At 71.3% G+C, this 18,298-nt stretch carries 18 protein-coding genes; 11 read left to right on the forward strand and 7 right to left on the reverse strand.

All coding sequences use genetic code 11. The features are described from left to right. Window positions 1-98: 98 nt before the first annotated feature. The 5 genes from WFK95_RS00005 to WFK95_RS00025 all read left to right on the forward strand — a co-directional run bounded on the left by WFK95_RS00005 (window position 99) and on the right by WFK95_RS00025 (window position 4,800). Window positions 99-875, forward strand: coding sequence for a hypothetical protein (locus WFK95_RS00005; RefSeq protein ID WP_336669508.1), 777 nt, complete (start codon window positions 99-101; stop codon window positions 873-875). Further along, complete coding sequence (locus WFK95_RS00010) at window positions 872-2,704, forward strand: hypothetical protein (RefSeq protein WP_336669509.1); 1,833 nt, start codon at window positions 872-874, stop codon at window positions 2,702-2,704. The genes WFK95_RS00005 and WFK95_RS00010 overlap by 4 nt, the downstream gene beginning before the upstream one ends. A 411-nt stretch (window positions 2,705-3,115) precedes the next feature. Next, entirely contained in the window at window positions 3,116-3,562 is a 447-nt protein-coding gene (locus WFK95_RS00015; RefSeq protein WP_336669510.1) for a DUF4253 domain-containing protein, read from the forward strand. Between the two features lie 132 nt (window positions 3,563-3,694). Continuing rightward, complete coding sequence (locus tag WFK95_RS00020; RefSeq protein ID WP_336669511.1) at window positions 3,695-4,261, forward strand: TetR/AcrR family transcriptional regulator; 567 nt, start codon at window positions 3,695-3,697, stop codon at window positions 4,259-4,261. Continuing rightward, the gene (locus tag WFK95_RS00025; protein ID WP_224644815.1) at window positions 4,258-4,800 is read left to right on the forward strand and encodes an FAS1-like dehydratase domain-containing protein; all 543 of its coding nucleotides are present in this window, start codon (window positions 4,258-4,260) and stop codon (window positions 4,798-4,800) included. Before WFK95_RS00020 ends, WFK95_RS00025 begins: the two co-directional genes overlap by 4 nt. Before the next feature lie 19 nt (window positions 4,801-4,819). On the opposite strand, the gene WFK95_RS00030 is transcribed toward WFK95_RS00025, so the two are convergent. Continuing rightward, entirely contained in the window at window positions 4,820-5,440 is a 621-nt protein-coding gene (locus WFK95_RS00030; RefSeq protein WP_224644816.1) for a TetR/AcrR family transcriptional regulator, read from the reverse strand. A 118-nt stretch (window positions 5,441-5,558) separates the two neighbouring features. Here WFK95_RS00030 and WFK95_RS00035 point away from each other — a divergent pair, with 118 nt between their 5' ends. Continuing rightward, complete coding sequence (locus WFK95_RS00035) at window positions 5,559-6,035, forward strand: DUF2867 domain-containing protein (protein ID WP_224644817.1); 477 nt, start codon at window positions 5,559-5,561, stop codon at window positions 6,033-6,035. Further along, window positions 6,032-7,327, forward strand: a complete 1,296-nt coding sequence (locus WFK95_RS00040) for an alcohol dehydrogenase catalytic domain-containing protein (protein ID WP_336669512.1) — start codon at window positions 6,032-6,034, stop codon at window positions 7,325-7,327. Before WFK95_RS00035 ends, WFK95_RS00040 begins: the two co-directional genes overlap by 4 nt. A 10-nt stretch (window positions 7,328-7,337) precedes the next feature. On the opposite strand, the gene WFK95_RS00045 is transcribed toward WFK95_RS00040, so the two are convergent. After that, window positions 7,338-8,327 (reverse strand): alpha/beta hydrolase, encoded by a 990-nt coding sequence (locus WFK95_RS00045; RefSeq protein WP_336669513.1) that lies wholly within the window; start codon window positions 8,325-8,327, stop codon window positions 7,338-7,340. 83 nt (window positions 8,328-8,410) lie between these two features. Continuing rightward, complete coding sequence (locus WFK95_RS00050) at window positions 8,411-9,637, reverse strand: hypothetical protein (RefSeq protein WP_336669514.1); 1,227 nt, start codon at window positions 9,635-9,637, stop codon at window positions 8,411-8,413. A gap of 403 nt (window positions 9,638-10,040) precedes the next feature. Here WFK95_RS00050 and WFK95_RS00055 point away from each other — a divergent pair, with 403 nt between their 5' ends. From WFK95_RS00055 to WFK95_RS00065, 3 genes are all read left to right on the forward strand, one after another. Next, window positions 10,041-10,346 (forward strand): hypothetical protein, encoded by a 306-nt coding sequence (locus tag WFK95_RS00055; protein ID WP_336669515.1) that lies wholly within the window; start codon window positions 10,041-10,043, stop codon window positions 10,344-10,346. Window positions 10,347-10,442: 96 nt separating this feature from the next. Further along, on the forward strand, window positions 10,443-11,354 hold the full coding sequence (locus tag WFK95_RS00060; protein WP_224644822.1) for a metal-dependent hydrolase: 912 nt from the start codon (window positions 10,443-10,445) through the stop codon (window positions 11,352-11,354). Window positions 11,355-11,500: 146 nt separating this feature from the next. Next, window positions 11,501-12,481 (forward strand): NAD(P)H-dependent flavin oxidoreductase, encoded by a 981-nt coding sequence (locus WFK95_RS00065; RefSeq protein WP_336669516.1) that lies wholly within the window; start codon window positions 11,501-11,503, stop codon window positions 12,479-12,481. A gap of 35 nt (window positions 12,482-12,516) precedes the next feature. On the opposite strand, the gene WFK95_RS00070 is transcribed toward WFK95_RS00065, so the two are convergent. Continuing rightward, the gene (locus WFK95_RS00070) at window positions 12,517-13,605 is read right to left on the reverse strand and encodes a GGDEF domain-containing protein (RefSeq protein WP_336669517.1); all 1,089 of its coding nucleotides are present in this window, start codon (window positions 13,603-13,605) and stop codon (window positions 12,517-12,519) included. Between the two features lie 119 nt (window positions 13,606-13,724). Between WFK95_RS00070 and WFK95_RS00075 the strand changes: the two genes are divergently transcribed. Then, complete coding sequence (locus tag WFK95_RS00075) at window positions 13,725-14,375, forward strand: GNAT family N-acetyltransferase (protein WP_336669518.1); 651 nt, start codon at window positions 13,725-13,727, stop codon at window positions 14,373-14,375. A gap of 46 nt (window positions 14,376-14,421) precedes the next feature. Here WFK95_RS00075 and WFK95_RS00080 read toward each other — a convergent pair whose 3' ends face one another. The 3 genes from WFK95_RS00080 to WFK95_RS00090 form a co-directional block, all read right to left on the reverse strand. Further along, window positions 14,422-15,843, reverse strand: a complete 1,422-nt coding sequence (locus WFK95_RS00080) for an O-antigen ligase family protein (RefSeq protein ID WP_336669519.1) — start codon at window positions 15,841-15,843, stop codon at window positions 14,422-14,424. Continuing rightward, window positions 15,843-16,802 carry a hypothetical protein gene (locus WFK95_RS00085; RefSeq protein WP_224644827.1) on the reverse strand — a complete coding sequence of 320 codons (960 nt, stop codon included), beginning with the start codon at window positions 16,800-16,802 and terminating at the stop codon, window positions 15,843-15,845. The genes WFK95_RS00080 and WFK95_RS00085 overlap by 1 nt, the downstream gene beginning before the upstream one ends. Before the next feature lie 92 nt (window positions 16,803-16,894). Further along, window positions 16,895-18,292 carry an oligosaccharide flippase family protein gene (locus tag WFK95_RS00090; RefSeq protein WP_224644828.1) on the reverse strand — a complete coding sequence of 466 codons (1,398 nt, stop codon included), beginning with the start codon at window positions 18,290-18,292 and terminating at the stop codon, window positions 16,895-16,897. Between the last annotated feature and the right edge of the window lie 6 nt (window positions 18,293-18,298).

An 18,298-nucleotide genomic window follows, 5' to 3' on the forward strand; every position in this document is an offset into this window, starting at 1 on the left:
GCCGTCAGGTCCGCCTCGGCCGGTTGACGCCCGTCGAATACGAGACGATCATCAACACAGCCGCCTCAGCGGCATGACACCGACACTGTCACCCGATCGTGCAGCAGTCCCAGCCGCCTCTGCCGATCGACGTCCAGTCAGTGTTCCGTCGGTCAGTGGTGGACGGATATATCAATCACCTGATCGCAACGGGACGCGAGCGGGGCGCCCGGCAGAACCAGTATCTCTACTACGCAGTCGGCCGGCTGGTCCATCCCCGTGAGTACCCGTTGTCAAGGGCGGCGAGCAAGAAGCCGAAACGCCGTACTGCGGCACCGGCGAGCGACACGTTGATCGCGGACTGGTATCGCACCGCCGCATCCCTGTCGGGCGAACAACAGCGGCGCGCGTACGTGAGCCTGGATCTGGCCCTTGGTGCGGGGGTTCGTCAGGGTGAGCTGTCGCGAGTTCGGGGCACGTCGATTTCGTCGACGACCTACTTCGGCCGTGAGCATGCTGTGGTGACCCTTCCCAACCGTGCGGGCGGAGTGCGCCATGTACCTGTGGTTGACGTCGCGCGTTCGGAACGAATCTTGCAGCGTGCCAAAGAGGTGGGTGACGCGAGCATGATGACTCCCGGCATCGGTCCCACGGACCGCAACTTCGGCAATCGTCTCAACGAGTACCTTCGCAGGCACGGGCACACGTCGATCGACTTGCTCGCTGCACGGGAGCGATGGATACACGACCTCGCGAAGACGGTCCCAGCGTGCCTCATGGTCCAACTCGCCGACGTGAGCACGTTCGCATCGATCAAGGACCACCGGCCGTCGTTTCCGATCTACGGTATCCGCGCCACGTTGGTCGCTCTCGATGGACGGGGGGTGCCAGCGTGATCAGCACCTTCCGTCCTACGCTCACGGTGTCGGAGTCGCTGTTCGCCGAGGCGGTCGGAGTGATCGATCGATCCGGCGCTGACCGTCTGATCGATGAGATCCATCAGCAGTCGGTTGGGCCCGGAGGTCGACGAGCTGCCGGAGTCCGGTACACGATTCGAGCAGTGCTGGTATCGGCACTGCTATGCGTGATGCTCAAACGTCCTCCCACGGTTGCTGGCATTCTCCAATTGATCAGTGACTTCACCCCGAAGCAGCTGGCTGAAGTCGGCATGGACGGGCAGGATCTCGATCCTGTTCGGACCAGTTCGCGTACCGAGTACGCCCGGCTCCATGCATTCCTCGCCAGGAGGCTGGCGCCGATCGACCCCGACCCGGACTTGCCAGCACGGCGCATCACCAACGAAGAGCATCAGCAGATCGTCCGCAGGCGGAGTCGCGAACAGAAACAGGCATCGCATCACGCAGCCGAGCTGCTCTCGAAGGTGGCCAACAGCCTGGTGGCTGGCTCAGTCCTGGACCGCGCACCCGAGGGATGCGCAGGCGATCTCGTCGTGGACGAGTCGATCTTCGACCTCGCCACGAACATGACCGGCCTGGGCGTCGCGAGCGATAAGCGGCGTGGTGCCACTCCTTTCGCCAAGCCGTATGGGCGTGACCGCAGTAACAAGGTCCGCACCGACGGTCAGAAGGCTGCTCTCACGAAGAGCGGAGTAGGTATTGGCCTCACAGCGCTCACGCGGATCGGTGAACCCAACCGTATGCACGGCGTAGCTCCCGTCATCATCGGCATCGACGTACACCCCCCGACATCCGGGGACGCTGGCGCGGTCCTCCGGGCGCTGGCACATGCGAAGGAGAACGGACTGACTGCGCGCAAGGACGGCACCCGAACGCGCTGGCCCTATCTCACCGTCGACATGGGATACAACTCCAAGCGAGGCTTCGCCGACTCGATGGTGCGCGAACAGTACGCATACGTGGGGCGGTACCCAAAGCACTGGATCATGATTCATGACAGCCTGCCCGCCACTGAAGGCGGCCGGAAACCCGGGCCAATCATGGTCGCAGGGGACTTTTACTGCCCTGCGATAACCGACATTGCAGAGAAGGTCACGGTGCCGCCAGGGCGAGAGATGTTGGCGTCGAAGCCGCCCGGATTCGCAGACCACGACCGCCGCCTGCAACGGACTCTCCCGCTTCTCATGGGAAGGAACTCGCGGCCAGTTCACGGTGTGATGCAGCGGGGCCAGCCGTCCGACATTCGCCCGAAAGCGCCCGAGCTCGTCAAGACGCAGCTCGTTTGCCCGGCGGCGTTCGGCCGCGTTCGTTGTCCGCTCCGACCGGAGTCGATGGATATCCACGGAGATGTCCCCACGCTCGAACCAACGTGGACAGCGGACCAGTACTCGTGCTGCGACAGCCCAGCAATAACCGTCGGGCTGTCTCCGGATCAGCTCAGGATGGCCCAGTTCGGGCTAACACCAGGTTCGTGGGAGCACATGGTCTACTTCGAAGCCGCTCGAGCGCTCACCGAGCAAAGGTTCAGCATCCTCAAGTCGAGATCGGTAACCGGACTCTCAGACCTGACGTCGGGGCCGCGACGACAACCGATGATCGCGATCACACTCGCACTCGCAGTCGTAGTGGCCAACCTCTCGGCGCAGCGAAGCCACGCTGAGAGACGACCGCGCGGCGAGTCCATCAACCGCCGGATGCGACAACTCCAGGCAGACCTCGGATACCCACCGACCAGAACACCACCGCGCACGTTTATTTTCACTGGTGGGGCCGCCCCACCCCTGTGGGGCCGGCCACTCGTCGTATGACCGTAGACAAAGTAATCGTGGGAAATCTGACCCCCACCAGAAGGCAAGGAGCCAGCTCGCCCGCTCCCGCGCGAAGGGCCAACCGCACCACCGCGACCGCGGGTCGAACTCGCGGCCCCCAAGATGCCCCACAGCTCCCGCTACAGGTACTCCAGGTCGGAGTCCGGCCGCGAAGTAATCGTTGGAATTTCGGCACTTAATCGTTGGAAATCCATCCCGGAATGTGCGATTCACGTGCATTCGAGAACCGCTCACCACACGAGAAGAACCCCGGGTCACGAGTACGTGGCCCGGGGTTCTTTCGTTGCGCGACAGTCGGTCGACGGTGCCGCCGGTCCGAGAATGCCGCGTGCGATCGCCGGGCAAGCGTCCCTTCAGCCCGCGGCAGGCACGAGTCGGCACGATCGGCGAATGCCTCTTTCGACCGGCGCGCCGCCGGCGCGCCCCGAACCGCACGGGCGGCGATCCCGCGCGATGTCCGGGCGCCGGGGGCCGGACCCGACGCCGGATCGGCTCACCGTCGCCGAGCGCGGCAGCCTTCTCCTGGTCCCGGTCGCGCGGACGGCCGACGTGCCCGCGGCACTCGGCTGGTGGGGCGCGACGAACGCGCAGCTCACGGGCGGGGATGTCACCGCCGTCCTGCGGTCGTGGGAGGACCGCTTCGGCGCGTCGCTGGTGTCCCTCGGGGTCGACACCATGGTTCTCCAGGTCGCGCGACGCCCGACGGGCGCGGAGCGACGGACGGTTCTCGCGGCGGAGCACTTCGCGTTCTGCGTGGACAACTTCGAGGGCTTCACGCTCGAGGACTACGGCCGGGCCCTGGACCGCTCGGATCGCTGGTCGTTCTGGTGGGACTGACGATGCGGGTCGCCGATCCGTCGGTCGCTCCCATCCGCGGGGACATCGGCTCCGAATGATCGGTGACCATGTTTCCGATCAGGAGGCGCCCACCGTATGGACACGACGGCCCGCCAAGGCAGACCACCCCGCATGAGCCGGGACAAGATCGTCGCGACGGCGATCGAGATCCTCACGCACGACGGGTACGCGAACTTCTCCATGCGCCGGCTCGCGGCCCGGCTCGGCGCGAGCCCCATGGGGATCTACTACTACTTCGACTCGAAGGACGAGCTTCTCGACTTCCTGTTCAACCGGCACGGCGGCGTGGCCGACCACCGGCGCGAGCGCCCGTCGGACGATCCCTTCGACCGGGCCGTGCAGTCGTCGGTGGCGGTGGTGCGCTTCCTCGAGGCCCGGCCCTGGGCGCTCGCGGGGATCCTGGACGGGTACATCGGGGTGGAGGAGTTCACTCGGGTCCACCTTCGGGACCTGGCCGACGGCGTGCGCGCCCTCGGTTTCGACGAGGAGGACGCGGCGGAGACGGTGCGTGGGATCTGGCGGATCGCGATCGGCGAGGCCGTGGTCGGCGCGGCGTCGACGAGGCCGGCGCGCTCGCACGCCCCGTGTGCGGAGACGATCGAGAGCTACCTGGTGGGAAGGCTCAGCCGCGTGCGGCTCTCCGACCGGATCGACGACTCCGTGCGGAGCGGCTCATGACCGCCCCGGCGAGCCTCCCGGACGGCCCGCGCCCGGAGGAGTGGGATCTCCGGTTCGACGACGCCTACGAGATCGGCGCGGAGGCGGTGCGCGGGTTCGCCCGGGCCGTGCGCGACCCCCACGTGCCCTTCGGCGCCCGGGGAGTACTGCCCGCTGACACCCCGGTTCCCGTCGCCCTCCTCGCCGCGCCGATGTTCGACGCCGCGTCCGCGCTGGTCAGTCGCGCGATCCCGAACTGCAACCTCTCCCGGATCGTGCACGCGGCGCAGCAGTTCACGGTGGTCCGGCCGCTGCGGATCGGGCAGCGCGTCGGCTTCGGGGCGCGCCTGACGTCGCACGTCGTCAAGGCGGGCGTCGACATCCTCGTCATCGACGTGACCGCGTACGCCGACGGATCGCCGCACCTCGCCGCGGTGATCACGCTCGCGCACTCGGGATCGGCGGCACCCGAGGTCGATCTCGACGCGGTGGCGGACCTGATCATGCTCACCGGAACGGGGCCGTCCGACAGCGACGCCTACACCGCGACGCGGGAGTGAGGGCAGGGGCCCGTCCCGGCTAACCGATCCGGCCGAGGACGGTGCGGAGCAGGGCGTCGTCGAGCACGGCGTCCGGGAGGGTGTCCGGGTCGAAGTGCCGGCCGATGGTGAAACCGAGCATGATCGCGTCGACGGTCACCGCGAGCTCGGCGGCGGGGCGCGGGAGGTCGACGGCGAGGTCGGCGGAGAACTGCTCGAGGGTCTCGGCCACCTGTCGCCGGGAGTCGCGGAGGAACCGTCGCGCGTACTCCTCGGCGACGCGCGGCGTGCGCGCGGCGTAGGCGAGGAACTCGAGGTAGAGCGGCAGCCAGCCGGGGATGTCCTCGATCGCGGAGACGAAGAGGTGCGCCGCCGATTGCGCACCGTCGGCGTTCGCGCGGACGGTGTCGAGGATGCGCTGGAACCGGTCCTCCAGCAGCGCCAGGAACAGCTCCTCCTTCGACGCGAAGTTGTAATAGAGCGCGCCCTTGGACATCCCGGCCGCGGCGGCGATCTCGTCGAGCGAGGCCGCGTGGAAGCCGCTCCGCGCGAAGACGTCGAGGGCGGCGTCGATCAGGGCGGCGCGGGTCGCCTCCCGTCGCTGCGCCTGCGTCCGCCGTTCCGGCCTCGACGCGGCCGGCTCCGATGCCTTACCGTCCACGCGCCCGCCTCCCAGCTCTCGCCCCGACGGTGACCTTGACCACATACCGTCGCGTCAGTATGTTACGAGACGTATCGAGACTCCGGTATCCGGCTCGCCGCGACGAAGGAAGTGCGCGATGGCAGACACGGTGGCACGACGCGCGGAACCGCCCGCGCGAACCCGGTCGGCCGGGGTCGCCGGCGCCGATGCGACCTACACGTTCGCCGTCGCGCGACGCCCCGGCGACGATCGCACGGCGCAGCAGTGGGCGCGCTCCGTCTTCGAGGACGCCCCCGCCCCGATGCCGACGGTGCTGCTCCTCGGCTGGCGCACCGTCCTGCGGCTCCGGTCGCGCCCGCGGACCGGACCCGGGCACGTCCTCGGCTGGCGCATCCGCGCCGACGAGGGCGACCTCCTGGTCTTGGAGCAGGACTCGGGCCTGATCGCCGCGCGGAACGTGGTGCAGGTCGACGGCGAGCTGGTCTCGTGGTCCACGACGGTCGAGTTCGCGAAACCGGCGGCGCGACTCGTCTGGGCCGTCGTGCTCCCGTTCCACCTGGTCACCATCCCCCGCCTGTTGGCGCGTGCCGCGCGGCGCGGGGGACGGGCGTGAGCGAGCGGGCCCCGTCGGCCGCGGTCCCCGCCGCGGCGGCGCACGCCTACCTCTATCCCGCCGGCCCGCGGCACCGTCCGCGCGGCGCGGCGCGCCATCTCGCCGGGGTCGCGACCGCCGGGACCGCGATCCCCGCCGCGCGCGTGGCACTGGAACGCGGTGCCGCGGAACGCCTCACGAGGTTGCGGTCCGCCGCTGCGGACCGAATCCGGCACCGTCGGGGCGGAGGACCGACGATGCGGGCCCTCGTCGCCTCGCCCGGCGGGCGCATGCGGTGGCGCGACGTCCCGGCGCCACCCCCGCCCGGGCCCGGCGCTGCGGTCGTCCGTCCCATCGCGGTCGCCAGCTGCGACCTCGATCGGGCGATGGCGCTGGGGCGCACGCCCTTCCCGCTGCCCTTCCACTTCGGCCACGAATGCGTCGCGGAGGTCGTCGACGTCGGCGAGGGCGTCACGACGGTGCGGCCCGGCGACCGCGTCGTCGTGCCCTTCCAGATCAGCTGCGGCGCCTGCCGGTCCTGCGCGGCGGGCCTCACGGCGAACTGCCTTCGCGTCCCGCCGATCTCGATGTACGGCTTCGGCGTCGTCGGCGGCCACTGGGGCGGCGCGCTCTCGGACCTGCTGACGGTCCCGTTCGCGGACGGCATGCTGGTCCCGCTGCCCGACGGTGTCGACCCGGTCGCCGCGGCCTCCGTGGCGGACAACGTCGTCGACTGCTACCGCGGTGTCGCGCCGCACCTGCCGGGCCTGCTCGCCCGCGATCCCGACGCCGACGTCCTGATCCTCAGCGAGATCGGGCGGCGGCCGCCGATCAGCGCCAGCGTCGCGCTGTACGCCGGCCTCACCGCCCTCGCGCTCGGCGCCCGCCGGGTGCACCTCATCGATCGCCGCGCGCACGTCCGCCGGCACGCCGCCGGCCTGGGCCTGCTCGCCCACGAACCCTCCGCGGTGCGCTCGCTCCCGCCGGCGGACCTGGTGGTGGACAGCACCGGCGACCGCCGGGGCGCCGGGCTCGCGATCCGGCGCACCGCGCCCGACGGCACCTGCGTCTCCCTGTCGAGCCTGAGCCGGTCGAGTCCGATCCCGACCGCGCTGATGTACGGCCGCAACGTCCGCTACGAGCTGGGCCGCTCGCACGCGCGGGCCCACATCCCCGCGGTCCTCGAGCTGCTGCGCACCGGCGCTCTGCGCCCGCAGGACGTCATCACGCACACCGGGCCCCTGGACCGGGCGGATCGCATCGTCGCCGAGCACGTCCACGGCGAGGCGACGAAGACCGTCGTGCACGAGTAGCGCGAAGGGCCTACCCGCGCGGCGCGAGATGCGTTCCGGCGGAGCCGATCGCGGCGCGGGTGAAGGCCCGCATCGACGTCGCGCGGGCGGCCAGGATGTCCGCGGCGTGGTACATCCCCGGCTCCACGAGGAGTTCGACGGGAACCCCGGCGGCCTCCAGCCGGCGCGCGTAGTCGACGTCCTCGTCGTGGAAGAGGTCCAGGTCGCCGACGCCGATCCACGCGGGTGGCAGGCCGGCGAGGTCGGTGCGGCGCGCCGGCGCGGCGTAGGCGGGCACCTCCCGTTCGGCGTGCCCGGCGCCGAGATAGGCGTCCCAGGCGAAGGCGTTGGAGCGCCGCGTCCACACGAGCGCGCCGCGGCGATCGGCCGGGCGAGTCGGGGTGCGGTCGTCGAGCATCGGGTAGACCAGCAGCTGGAAGGCGACGGGCAGGCCCTCGTCGACGGCGCGCTGCACCACACCCGCCGCGAGTCCGCCGCCCGCGCTGGCCCCGCCGACGCCGATCCGTGCGGCATCGATCCCGCGCTCGGCGGCACCGTCGTGCAGCCACCGCAGCGCCGCGAAGCAGTCGTCGTGCCCGGCGGGGAACGGGTGCTCGGGCGCCAGCCGGTACCGCGTGCTCACCACGATCGCGCCGGTGTCCCGCGCCATCCGCACGCACCGCTGGTGGTCGATCTCGGGCGCGCCGATGATCGTGCCGCCGCCGTGGATCCACAGCAGCGCACCGCCGTTCGGCGCCGCGGGCGTGTAGACGTACACATCCTGCCCACTGTCGACGTCGTGCCGCGTGACGGTGACGCCGCCCCGCGTCGGCATGCCCGACGGTCCGCGCGCCGCCCGGACCGCCTTGAGCGAGACGGGCCCGATCGAGGGGATCATCGCGGCGGCGGGGTGCCGCAGCCCGGGCGCCACGCCGCGCAGGGCGCGGATGCGTCCCGCGGCCGATCCCGCGCCGGTGCCCGCAGCGCCCAGCACGGGCAGGAGCATCCATCGAGCCTTCATCGTCGCCTCCGTCGTCCACGCGGGCCCGGTTGCGTGCGCACAAGCCGGACAGCCCCGTCGATCATCGCGCATTCCGGCGCCGCTCACGGGGAGTCGGCGGGATGGGCGGGGCGGAAGGCCCCGGCGGCGAGCGCCGCGCCCGCGGCGGCCCCCAGCAGAGCGACGGCCCCGGGCAGCCCGAGGGGCCGCGCGAGGACCCCGACGAGGGGCGGCCCGCCCAGGTGGGCGAGGTAGCCGACGGCGCTCACCGCGGCCGTGGCGCGCGCCGCGGAGCCCGGCGACCGCGCCGCCGCGGCGTCGATCGCGAGCGGGAACACCGGCCCGAGGAACAGGCCGACGACCACCACGCCGGCGTACGTCGCGATCCACCCCGGAGCGACCAGCCCGACGGCGGTGCCCGCGCTCCCGCCGAGCGCCGCGAGCAGGAGACAGCGCCGGGCCCCGAGCAGCGGGACGATCCGGTCGCCCGCCGAGCGGGAGACGAACATGGCCAGGCTGAACGCGACGACGACCGTCGCCCCGATGGCGTTCCCCGCGCCGTGATCCCGCGCGACGAGCAGCGCCGACCAGTCCGCGAGCATGCCCTCGAGCAGCAGCCCCGCGACCGCCACCGCCGCGACGGCCGGCGTGATCGCCCGCACCAGGGGCGTGCGCGGCGCTGCGCCGGGACCGCCGGTGTCCGTCCCGACGTTGCCCGTCCCGACGCTGGCCGTCCCGACGGTGCCGCGCGCGGCGGACCGCGGGACGTGCCGGCCGGCGGCGGCGAGCAGTACGAGGAGGACGCCGGCGACGGCGGTGAACTGCCCGGCCACGGTGACCCCGGCGGCCGCGGCCGCGGCGCCGCCCGCCGCGCCGCACAGCACGCCGAGGCTGTAGCCCCCGTGCAGGCGCGCGATGACGGGCACGCCCGCGCGTCGCCGCTGGTACTCGATGCCGGCGGTGTTCATCGCGACGTCGAGGACGCCGGACGCCGCGCCGAGCGCAGCGAGCACCAGGCCCAGGCCGACCGGCCCCGTCGTCACGGCGATCGCCGGGAGCCCCGCGGCGAAGGCGGCCCCGGAGGCCAGGCAGACGAGGCGGCCGTCGACGCGGCGCAGGAGCCGGTCGGTCAGGAGCAGCGCGGGCAGGGAGCCCGCGGCGACGCCGAACAGCGCGGCACCGAGCGCGGCGTCGGAGAGGGCGAGCCGGTCCTTGACCTCGGGGATCCGCGGCGCCCAGCTGGACAGCACGGCGCCGTTGACGAAGAAGACGAGCCACAGCCCCACGACGGGATGTGGACGGCGCGGGCGGAGGGGGATGCGTCGGAACATGCGGCCTCGTGGCCGCCCTGACGGGAGTGGAGGCGATCCCCGGACGGGACAGGAACCGCGGCGCCGGCATGCGGCGCTGGGGCCAGGCAATCACGGTCCCGTCGCGAACGCAAGGCCCCGGCGCCCTGACCTGCGCAATCGCAGCGTGTGCGGAACGCCGGTGGGCGGTAGTGTCCGAATTCGGACGAATTTCGGGGGATTTCGCGTGACCGCTGGTGCACGAGGTTCCACCAACGCGTGGAGTGTGCTTATCTTCTCCTCGAAGATCGCGCACAAGATCGCCATCAGCGACTGATAGCTGCACGATCGATATTCCGTCGAGCAGCCGGCGGGGAGCACCGCGGACCGTCGGACCCGGGTTCCGCACCCGGGCCGAGCAGCCCCCAGGGAAGGCACGAACGCCATGCGTAGGTCGAAGACCGAGACCGTCACCCCCGACCCCGAGGCCACGACGGACGCGGCCGCGAGCACCGCGGCGACCGTCGATCCCGCGCTCGAGGTCGGCACGGAGGTCGTCGCGTTCGCCGGCTCGGACCGCGAGTCCGCGGGCCGCATCGTCGACGACTTCGGCGACTTCACCCCCGTCGCCACCGAGTACGACGGGGAGCGCATCGCCGAGCCCGCCCGACGGTGGGCCGTCCTCACGACCGCCGGTGACCTGCTCTTCGCCGACTCGGCGGACCTCACCTCGGGGCCCCCGACGAAGTGATAGAAATCGACGCTTGACATATCACTGAGGGCGCACCAGACTTCGGATCAGTTCCTACATCGTTGTACGAATCTCTCCGACAGGCTGGAGTCGAGCATGGTGTCCCTCAGCAACAAGGCCGGCAAGAACGCGGCGTCGGTCGAACCGGTCGGCGTGGAGATCCACGCCCGCAACGTCGAATTCGACTGGGACGACGTCCCGCTGGAATGGATCCCCGGGCAGCCGGTGGCCAGCGACATCGTCAGCAGCATCCTGCACGTGATCCTCCCCGAGGGCGAGCGGTGGTTCTGCGAGGTCTACACCGAGGCGCTGCCGTACGTGAAGGACGAGAACCTCGCCCGCACCATGCGCGGCTTCATCGGCCAGGAGGCGATGCACGCCGAGTCCCACGATCGGGCTCTGTCGGAGTACCTCGGGCGCTGCGGCATCGAGACCGAGCCGCTCGCGCGGCAGATGGAGTACACCTTCCGCAAGATCCTCGCCCCGCGCCGCTACCGGTCGGACCGCGCGCAGTACAACGACATGGTGCAGCGGCTCTGGCTCATCGCCGGGATCGAGCACTACACCGCCATCCTCGGGGTGTTCGCGCTGAACAACACCTGGGACGAGTACGACGTGAACCCCGTGATGGCCGACATCTGTCGCTGGCACGGCGCCGAGGAGGTCGAGCACCGGTCCGTCGCACACGACGTGGCGAACTATTTCGACCCCGGCTACCTGCACCGCGTGCGGGCGATGCTCACCATCGTCTTCTTCCTGGGGCTCACCCTGCACCGCTCGTCGGGCTACATGCTGCGCAAGGACCCGCACTTCAGCTACTCCTACCCGCGCCTGTGGTGGGAGTACCTCAAGGCCTCGCACAAGGGCCTGCTGCCCAAGATCCGCAGCGTCATCAAGTTCACGCTCGTCTACTTCAAGCCGAGCTTCGACCCGGCGTCGATCGGGTCGACCGCGCAGGCCGTCGCGTACCTCGCCACGTCGCCGGCCGCCCGCGCCGCCGAGTCCTGACCCGCGCCCGACGACACCGTCGGATCCGTTGTGCCCGCGCACCGTCGGACCCGCGCGGGAGGGGGACGCCGAACCATGGCGCGCGCCGCCCGTTTCGTCCAGACTGTGAGGGTTCACCGCCCCCATCGAGAGGACCACGACCGAGCATGATCAGCACACGCATCACGGAGATGTTCGGCATCGACCACCCGGTGGTCTGCGGCGGCATGACGGGCCTGGGCACCGCCCCGCTCATCTCGGCCGTCGCCAACGCCGGCGCGCTGGGCTTCCTCACCGCGCTGACCCAGCCGAGCCCCGAGGCCCTGGCCGCGGAGATCAAGCGCACCCAGGACCTCACGGACAAGCCCTTCGGCGTGAACCTGACGATCCTGCCCACGATCAACCCCGTCCCCTACGACGAGTACCGCGCGGTGATCGTCGAGTCCGGCATCAAGATCGTCGAGACCGCGGGGTCGAGCCCCGCGCCGCACCTGCCCGACTTCCAGGCCGCCGGCGTCAAGGTCATCCACAAGGCCACCAGCGTGCGCCACGCCCTCTCCGCCGAGCGCAAGGGCGTCGACGTGATCAGCATCGACGGCTTCGAATGCGCCGGTCACCCGGGCGAGGACGACGTGCCCGGCCTCATCCTGATCCCCGCCGCGGTGCGCGAGCTGAGCATCCCCGTCATCGCCTCGGGCGGCATCGCCACCGGCAGCGGACTCGCCGCGGCGCTCGCCCTCGGCGCCGACGCGGTGAACATGGGCACCCGCTTCATGGCGACCGTCGAGGCGCCGATCCACCAGAACGTCAAGGATCAGATCGTCGCCAACTCCGAGCGCGACACCGTGCTCGTCTTCCGCAACTTCCACAACACCGCCCGCGTCGTGCGGAACACGATCTCCGAGCAGATCGTCGAGATCGGCGAGCGTCCCGGCGCGAGCTTCGACGACGTCGCCGAGCTCGCCTCCGGCGCGCGGGGCCGCGCCAACGTCCTCACCGAGGGCCGCATGGAGGATGGGATGTGGTGGGCCGGCCAGACGCAGGGCCTCGTCGAGGAGGTCGACACCGTCGCCGCCGTCGTCGACAAGGTCGTCGCCGACGCCGAGGAGATCATGACCCGGCGCCTGCCGGGCCTCGTCCGCGACTGACGGACCGCCGGGCCCGACGGTGCCGCACCGTCGGGTCAGGAGGCCAGGACCACCGCGTCCCGGGTCCGCTTCGCCTCGTACATCCCCCGGTCGGCGTCCTCGAGCAGCGCCGTGAGCAGGGAGGCGTCGACGTCGGGATGCTCGTCCACGGCGACCCCGATGCTGGTGATCACGCCGGCGTCGCCGGCCACGGCCCGGCGGATCCGGTCGCCCAGGTCGAGGCACTCCTGCGTGCTGCGGCCCATCACGAGCAGCGCGAACTCGTCGCCGCCGAGCCGGGCGATGACGGCGTCGTCCGCGGCGCCCTCGACGCGCAGCACGCGGGCCACGTGCACCAGGACCTCGTCGCCGGCGGCGTGGCCCCGCCCGTCGTTGATCTCCTTGAAGTGGTCGAGGTCCAGGACGAGGACGCCGACGTGCTCCGCCGACGGGGACCGTCGCATCGCCCACGTGGTCCAGCGCGTGCGGAGGCCCCGGCGGTTGGGGATGCCGGTCAGCGGGTCGGTGCCGGCCTCGGCGGTGTCCAGCCAGGAGAAGGTCATGCCGAACTGCATCGTCCCGGGCACGCCGATGGTCGCGCCGGCCAGGATCGCCGAGGCGAGCCCGGCGTTGAACATGCCGTGCACGGCGGCGATGGGCGGCGCGGTCGCGGCGATCGCCGCCGCGACCAGCACCATGCTCACGACGAACCACCGGGTCGTGAGGATCAGCGCGCCGAACGTGGCGATCATCGCGAGGCTCGCGACGCCGAGGGCGACGCCCACCGGGTCGTGCTGCGCCGAGGACGCGCCGTAGATCGCGATGATCGAGGTGGCGACGAAGACCGCCGCCTCCCGCGCCCCCGGCAGCGGGCCGACCTGCCACCGGACGGCCCAGAACGCGGCGACGAAGGCGCACACCACCAGCCGCACCTGCACCGGGGTCGAGAGCGGCGCGATGTTGATCAGGAGCCCGATGGACATCAGCCCGAGCAGGAACGCGCAGATGCTCACGGCGGCGCGGATGAGCCCCAGCAGCGAGCGGTTGCGGAGGTAGGTGATCCGCTCGTCGTACGTGGGGCCGCCGAACCACCACGCGGAGACGAGCTCGGTCAGCGTGGTGCGGAGCGACGCGCGGGTGGTCATGATGCGGTCAGATTATCCGCTGCGCACGGGCTTCCTCCGCCGTCCCTCGATGTTCCGGTGGGCGCGGGTGACGTCGGGTTCGGGCGTTACGTGCCGCGGTGTCGGGATAGGATTCGGCAATGCAAAATCCGATCGCGTCGGTGCTGGCCAGAAGGAAGTCCGGGGCCGGAGCACGCGGTGTCTTCGACGGCCGCGAGTTCGAGCTGCGCCGGGTGCGGCTCACCGACTACGCGTCGTGGCGCACCATCCGGCTGGCCAACGAACGCCGGCTGGCGCCGGCGTTCAAGCGCCCGGACCGCACCTGGGAGGAGTGCCACTCCCCGATGGCGTGGGTGGAGTGGTTCGCCGATACCGCCGTCGGATCGCTGCGGCGGACGCGGTACGCGTTGGTCATCGTCGAGCACGCCGCGGGAAAGCCGGCGCGCGTGGTCGGCGAGGTCGGTCTCTGCGGGGTGGACCCCGTTACCCGGGCCGGGGAGCTGTCCGCGTGGGTCTCCGATTCGCCCGGAACGCTCGTTCCCTGGGGGCTCGCCAACGTGATCGACCGGGTCTTCGCCCCGGAGTACGGGCTCGAGCGCATCGTCGCGCCCGGTGTGGAGACCAAGGGGCGTCCGGCGCACCTCGTCGCCGCGCTCGGGATGGAGCGCATCGGCACGCGGCGCGACTTCCGGATCTTCAACGGGGAGCCGACCGACCACATGATGTGCGTCCTGGAGAACACCCCCGAGGTCCGCGCGTCGATGCGCGCCCTCGCCGCCGGGCCGCGCTGACGGGGCGGGAACGCACGGGCCGCGACGACGGGGCGGTGGACCCGCGCTAGACGCCGGCGGGGCGCGGCGCGGGCAGGTCGCCCCGCGCGGGCGCGTCGGCCGGTGCGGGCGCGGCGCCGCGCGCCGCCTCGTCGTCCTTGCGCAGGCTGTTCGCCACCCCGGCCAGGGCGATGAGGATCCAGGTGAGGAACCAGATCTGGACGAATCCGGCCGTGTCCAGGATCAGTGAGATCACGGCCACCGCGGCGAGGGCTCCCGCGATCCCGCCGCTGAGCTCGGCGATGGACGGGTTCTTCGACCGCGACGAGCGCAGTGCCAGGAGCAGGCCCACCACGAGCGCCGCGACGAAGGTCGCGAAGCCGATGACACCGGCCTCCATCAGGCGGGAGACGTACTGGTTGTCGAGCACCGGTTGCTTGAGCGCCGGGTAGGCGCCCACGCCCTGCCCCAGCCACGGATGCTCCCAGAAGTGTTCGCTCGCGTAGGCGAGCCCGCGGCCCCGGGAGTGGAGCGAGTCGTCGCCGAAGGCGCCGGCGAACACCGCGAACATCGCGGAGATGAACTTCAGCTGGAACAGCAGGCCCAGGCCGATCGCGGTCCCGCCGGCGATGAGGACGGCTGCGACGCGGGTGATCGGCCAGCGCCAGCACATGACGGCGACGGCCGCCGCCGTGCCGACGACTGCGGACCGCGACAGCGTGACGAGGGCGCCGCCGACGAGGATCACCGTGCATCCCGTCCACAGCCAGTAGGTGTTCACGCGGCGGGCCTTGGCCTCGAGCGCGAGCGCCACCCCGAGCGGGGTCATCACGGTGAGGATGGCGCTCAGCTCGAGCGGATGGCCGGCGCTGCCCTGCGGGCGCGCGACGCCCTCACGCATCAGGTTGGTGACGATCTGGTAGTCCCGGAAGTTGAGGCCCGGCAGCGTGAAGTAGGCGGCGAGGTCGATGCCGGTGGCCACCTTGACCAGGCCGAACCAGGCGGACAGGGTGGCGCCGATCACGAGCCCGCCGATCACGATCCGCAGGCTGCCGACCGAGCGCAGCACCGTGAGCAGGAAGAGCACTGCGCCGAGGAGGTACAGGTCGCCGAGGATGTACCGGTCGAGTGCCACCTGGGCGACGTAGGGCACGCCGCGCATCTGGCTGGCCCCGAAGGAGAGGAACGACGTGGTCACGTAGCCGAGCACCGCGAACAGGGTGACCCGGTCCCGGACCGGGCCGGAGAAGCCGGTGATGTTCAGGCACACCCAGGTGATCCCGGCGCCGGCGAACAGCGTCTGGCCCACGCTCAGTCCGAAGGTCCCGGGAACGGTGAAGGTCTGCTGCATCCCGAGGAGGAAGAAGCACGCGGTGCCGACGAACAGGGCGAACGGCAGGTCGGGAGGGCTCGTGGTCGAGCGGCCGGGGGTCCGCAGCACCGACCAGGCCCGCGTCGATGGCGCGCCGCGGTCGGTGACGGTGGCCATCAGGCGTTCTGAACCCGGTCGCCGGTGTCGCCGGCTGCGGTGTCGTCGAGGTCCGGGAGCGGGATCTCGGACTCCTCCGGGACCTCCTCCACGCGGTCGCGCCAGCGGGTCATCGCGCGGCGGGCCGCGTCGCCCGGCGGGCGGATCGGGATCGCCGCGGGCACGGTGCGCGACGGTGCGCCGCCGTCCGGTTCGGCGCCGAACTCGGGCGCCGCGGGCACGATCCCGGCCAGCGCGGCCGACTCGGCGGTGAGCTCCTCGGGCGTCGCGGGCGTCGTCTGCGTCTGCACGGGGATCGGGACGGTGCGGGAGGCGTCACCCGAGCCCTTGCGGCGGCGCGCCCGGAACGCCTCCCAGGCGGCCGCGGCGATGAGGCAGAGGGTCAGGGTGGCGAGCGCCGCTCCCATGGCCAGGCCCATGGCGGCGCGCAGGGGGTTGCCGCCGACCTCCTCGCCCGGCGTCGGCGCGACGGGAACCCGCAGGTCCGCGTAGGAGTCGCCGACGACGCCGGCCTCGACCTGCATCTTCCGGAGCTCGGTGCGCCAGAACTCGATGAGGGCGTTGGCGCCGGCCTCGGATCGCCAGGCCTCGGGGGCGCTCACGGTGAAAGTGATGAGCGGGGAGATCTGCGTCGAGTTGCCGTCGCCGGCGCTCGCGAGCATCACCACGTCGGGGGAGGAGCCGCTCTTCTCGAGGGCCGCGCGGCCCCCGGCGGACTGCGCGACGGTCGTCAGCACGTGCGCCATCTGGGCGGCACCGCTGTTGAGACCGGTGAACGGGTTGTCCATCGCGTTGCGGCTACCCGCACCAGGCCCGATCACGAGCACGGCCGCGGAGGTCTCGAAGTGGGTCGTGGTCGACTTCCACCCGATGACTCCGCCCGTGATGCCGGCCAGCAGCACCAGCACGATGATGGCGGGTTTGGTGAGCGCCCAGCGCAGGAAACCAGCGACGTTCATTTACGGGGACTCCCTAGCGCAGTTGCAATTGCAGTGTTCCGAGCATTGACTGTACTACGCAGGTTCGCTGGAGTGTACTTCTGCGGTCTGGATCACTCCGACTCCCGCTCGGGCGAGCGCGAGGCCATGCCGATCAGGGCCGACAGTCGGATCGGACCCGCGATCGCGCTGGTGAGGAGATAGGCGCCGGCGGATGCGAGGAGCGGGATCAGGACGAACTGATGGCGCAGCACGATCGCGACGATCACCGCCACGCCCAGCGGCACCGCGAGCCGGAACAGGTACTGCCACGGCGGACGGAACGGCGCGCGGGAGCGCAGCCGCCATCCGGCGACCACCATGCCGATGACCTCGCTGATGATGAGCGCGGCGGCGGCCCCGATCGCGCCGTAGAACGGGATCAGGATCACGTTCAGGGCGATGTTGCCGATCAGGTTCACCACGTTGAGGCGCAGCAGGAAGACCTGGTCGTGCGCCGCGAACAGGCCCTGACTGAGGACGGCCGTGACGAAGGTGACCGAGACTGCGATGAACAGCAGGCTCAGCGTCCGGCCGCCGACCTCGACGAACTCCGCCGTGCTGAGCAGGCCGATGATGCTCGGCGAGAGGACGCCGCCGACGAGCGCGATCGGCGCACCGACGAAGATCAGGGCCTCCGCGCTGCGTTGCACGAATGCGGCGAAGCGCTCCTTATCGGTCGCGAACAGATTCGTCATCGTGGACAGCGAGGAGGCGAGGAAGACGGCGGAGATCACGGTCGCGTTCGACGTGATCTGATACGCGAGGCCGTAGGCGCCGGTCTGCTGCGGCGTGCTCAGCACGCTGAGGAGGAAGGCGTCGGCCCGCCAGTACAGAGCCGCGATGATCAGCACGCCGGTCTGCGGCAGGCTCTCCCGGACCAGGTCCCAGCTCTGCCGCGCCGAGAAGACGGGCCGGATGCCGACGGCGCGGTGCGCCACGAAGCCCTGGATGATCAGCATGACCAGCGGCGGGACCAGCTGGACCGCGGCGAACCACACCAGGTCGGCGTCGATCCGGACCAGCACGATCGTGCCCACGAGGGAGAGCGCGCGCCCGCCGACGTCCGACACGGCGACCGCACCGAACCGCACATTGGTCATGAACAGCGGTTGGAAGCAGGACGCCAGGGTGGTCAGCGCAAGGCCGCCGGCGATGATCGCGATCATCATCGGTACCTCGGCGGTGTCGCGGTAGATCAGCGCGCCGGTGATCACCGCCGCCGCTGAGAGCGGCACGCAGTACGCGAGCGACAGGCCGACGTTGACGCGGATGAGTTGCCGCAGGTCACCGGCACCGGAGGTGACGCGCCGGACCACGACCGCCCCGATGCCGAGTTCGGTGAGGCTGGTCCACAGGCCGATGAAGACGATGGCGGCGGTCAGGTGGCCGTACGAGATCAGGCCGAGGTGGGTCGTGGTGATCGCCATCGTCGCGAGCGAGGCGACGAGGCCGACGATCCGCGCCGCCAACTGGAG

Origin of the sequence: Tsukamurella sp. USMM236 (assembly GCF_037148755.1) — a bacterium.
GTDB lineage: Bacteria > Actinomycetota > Actinomycetes > Mycobacteriales > Mycobacteriaceae > Tsukamurella.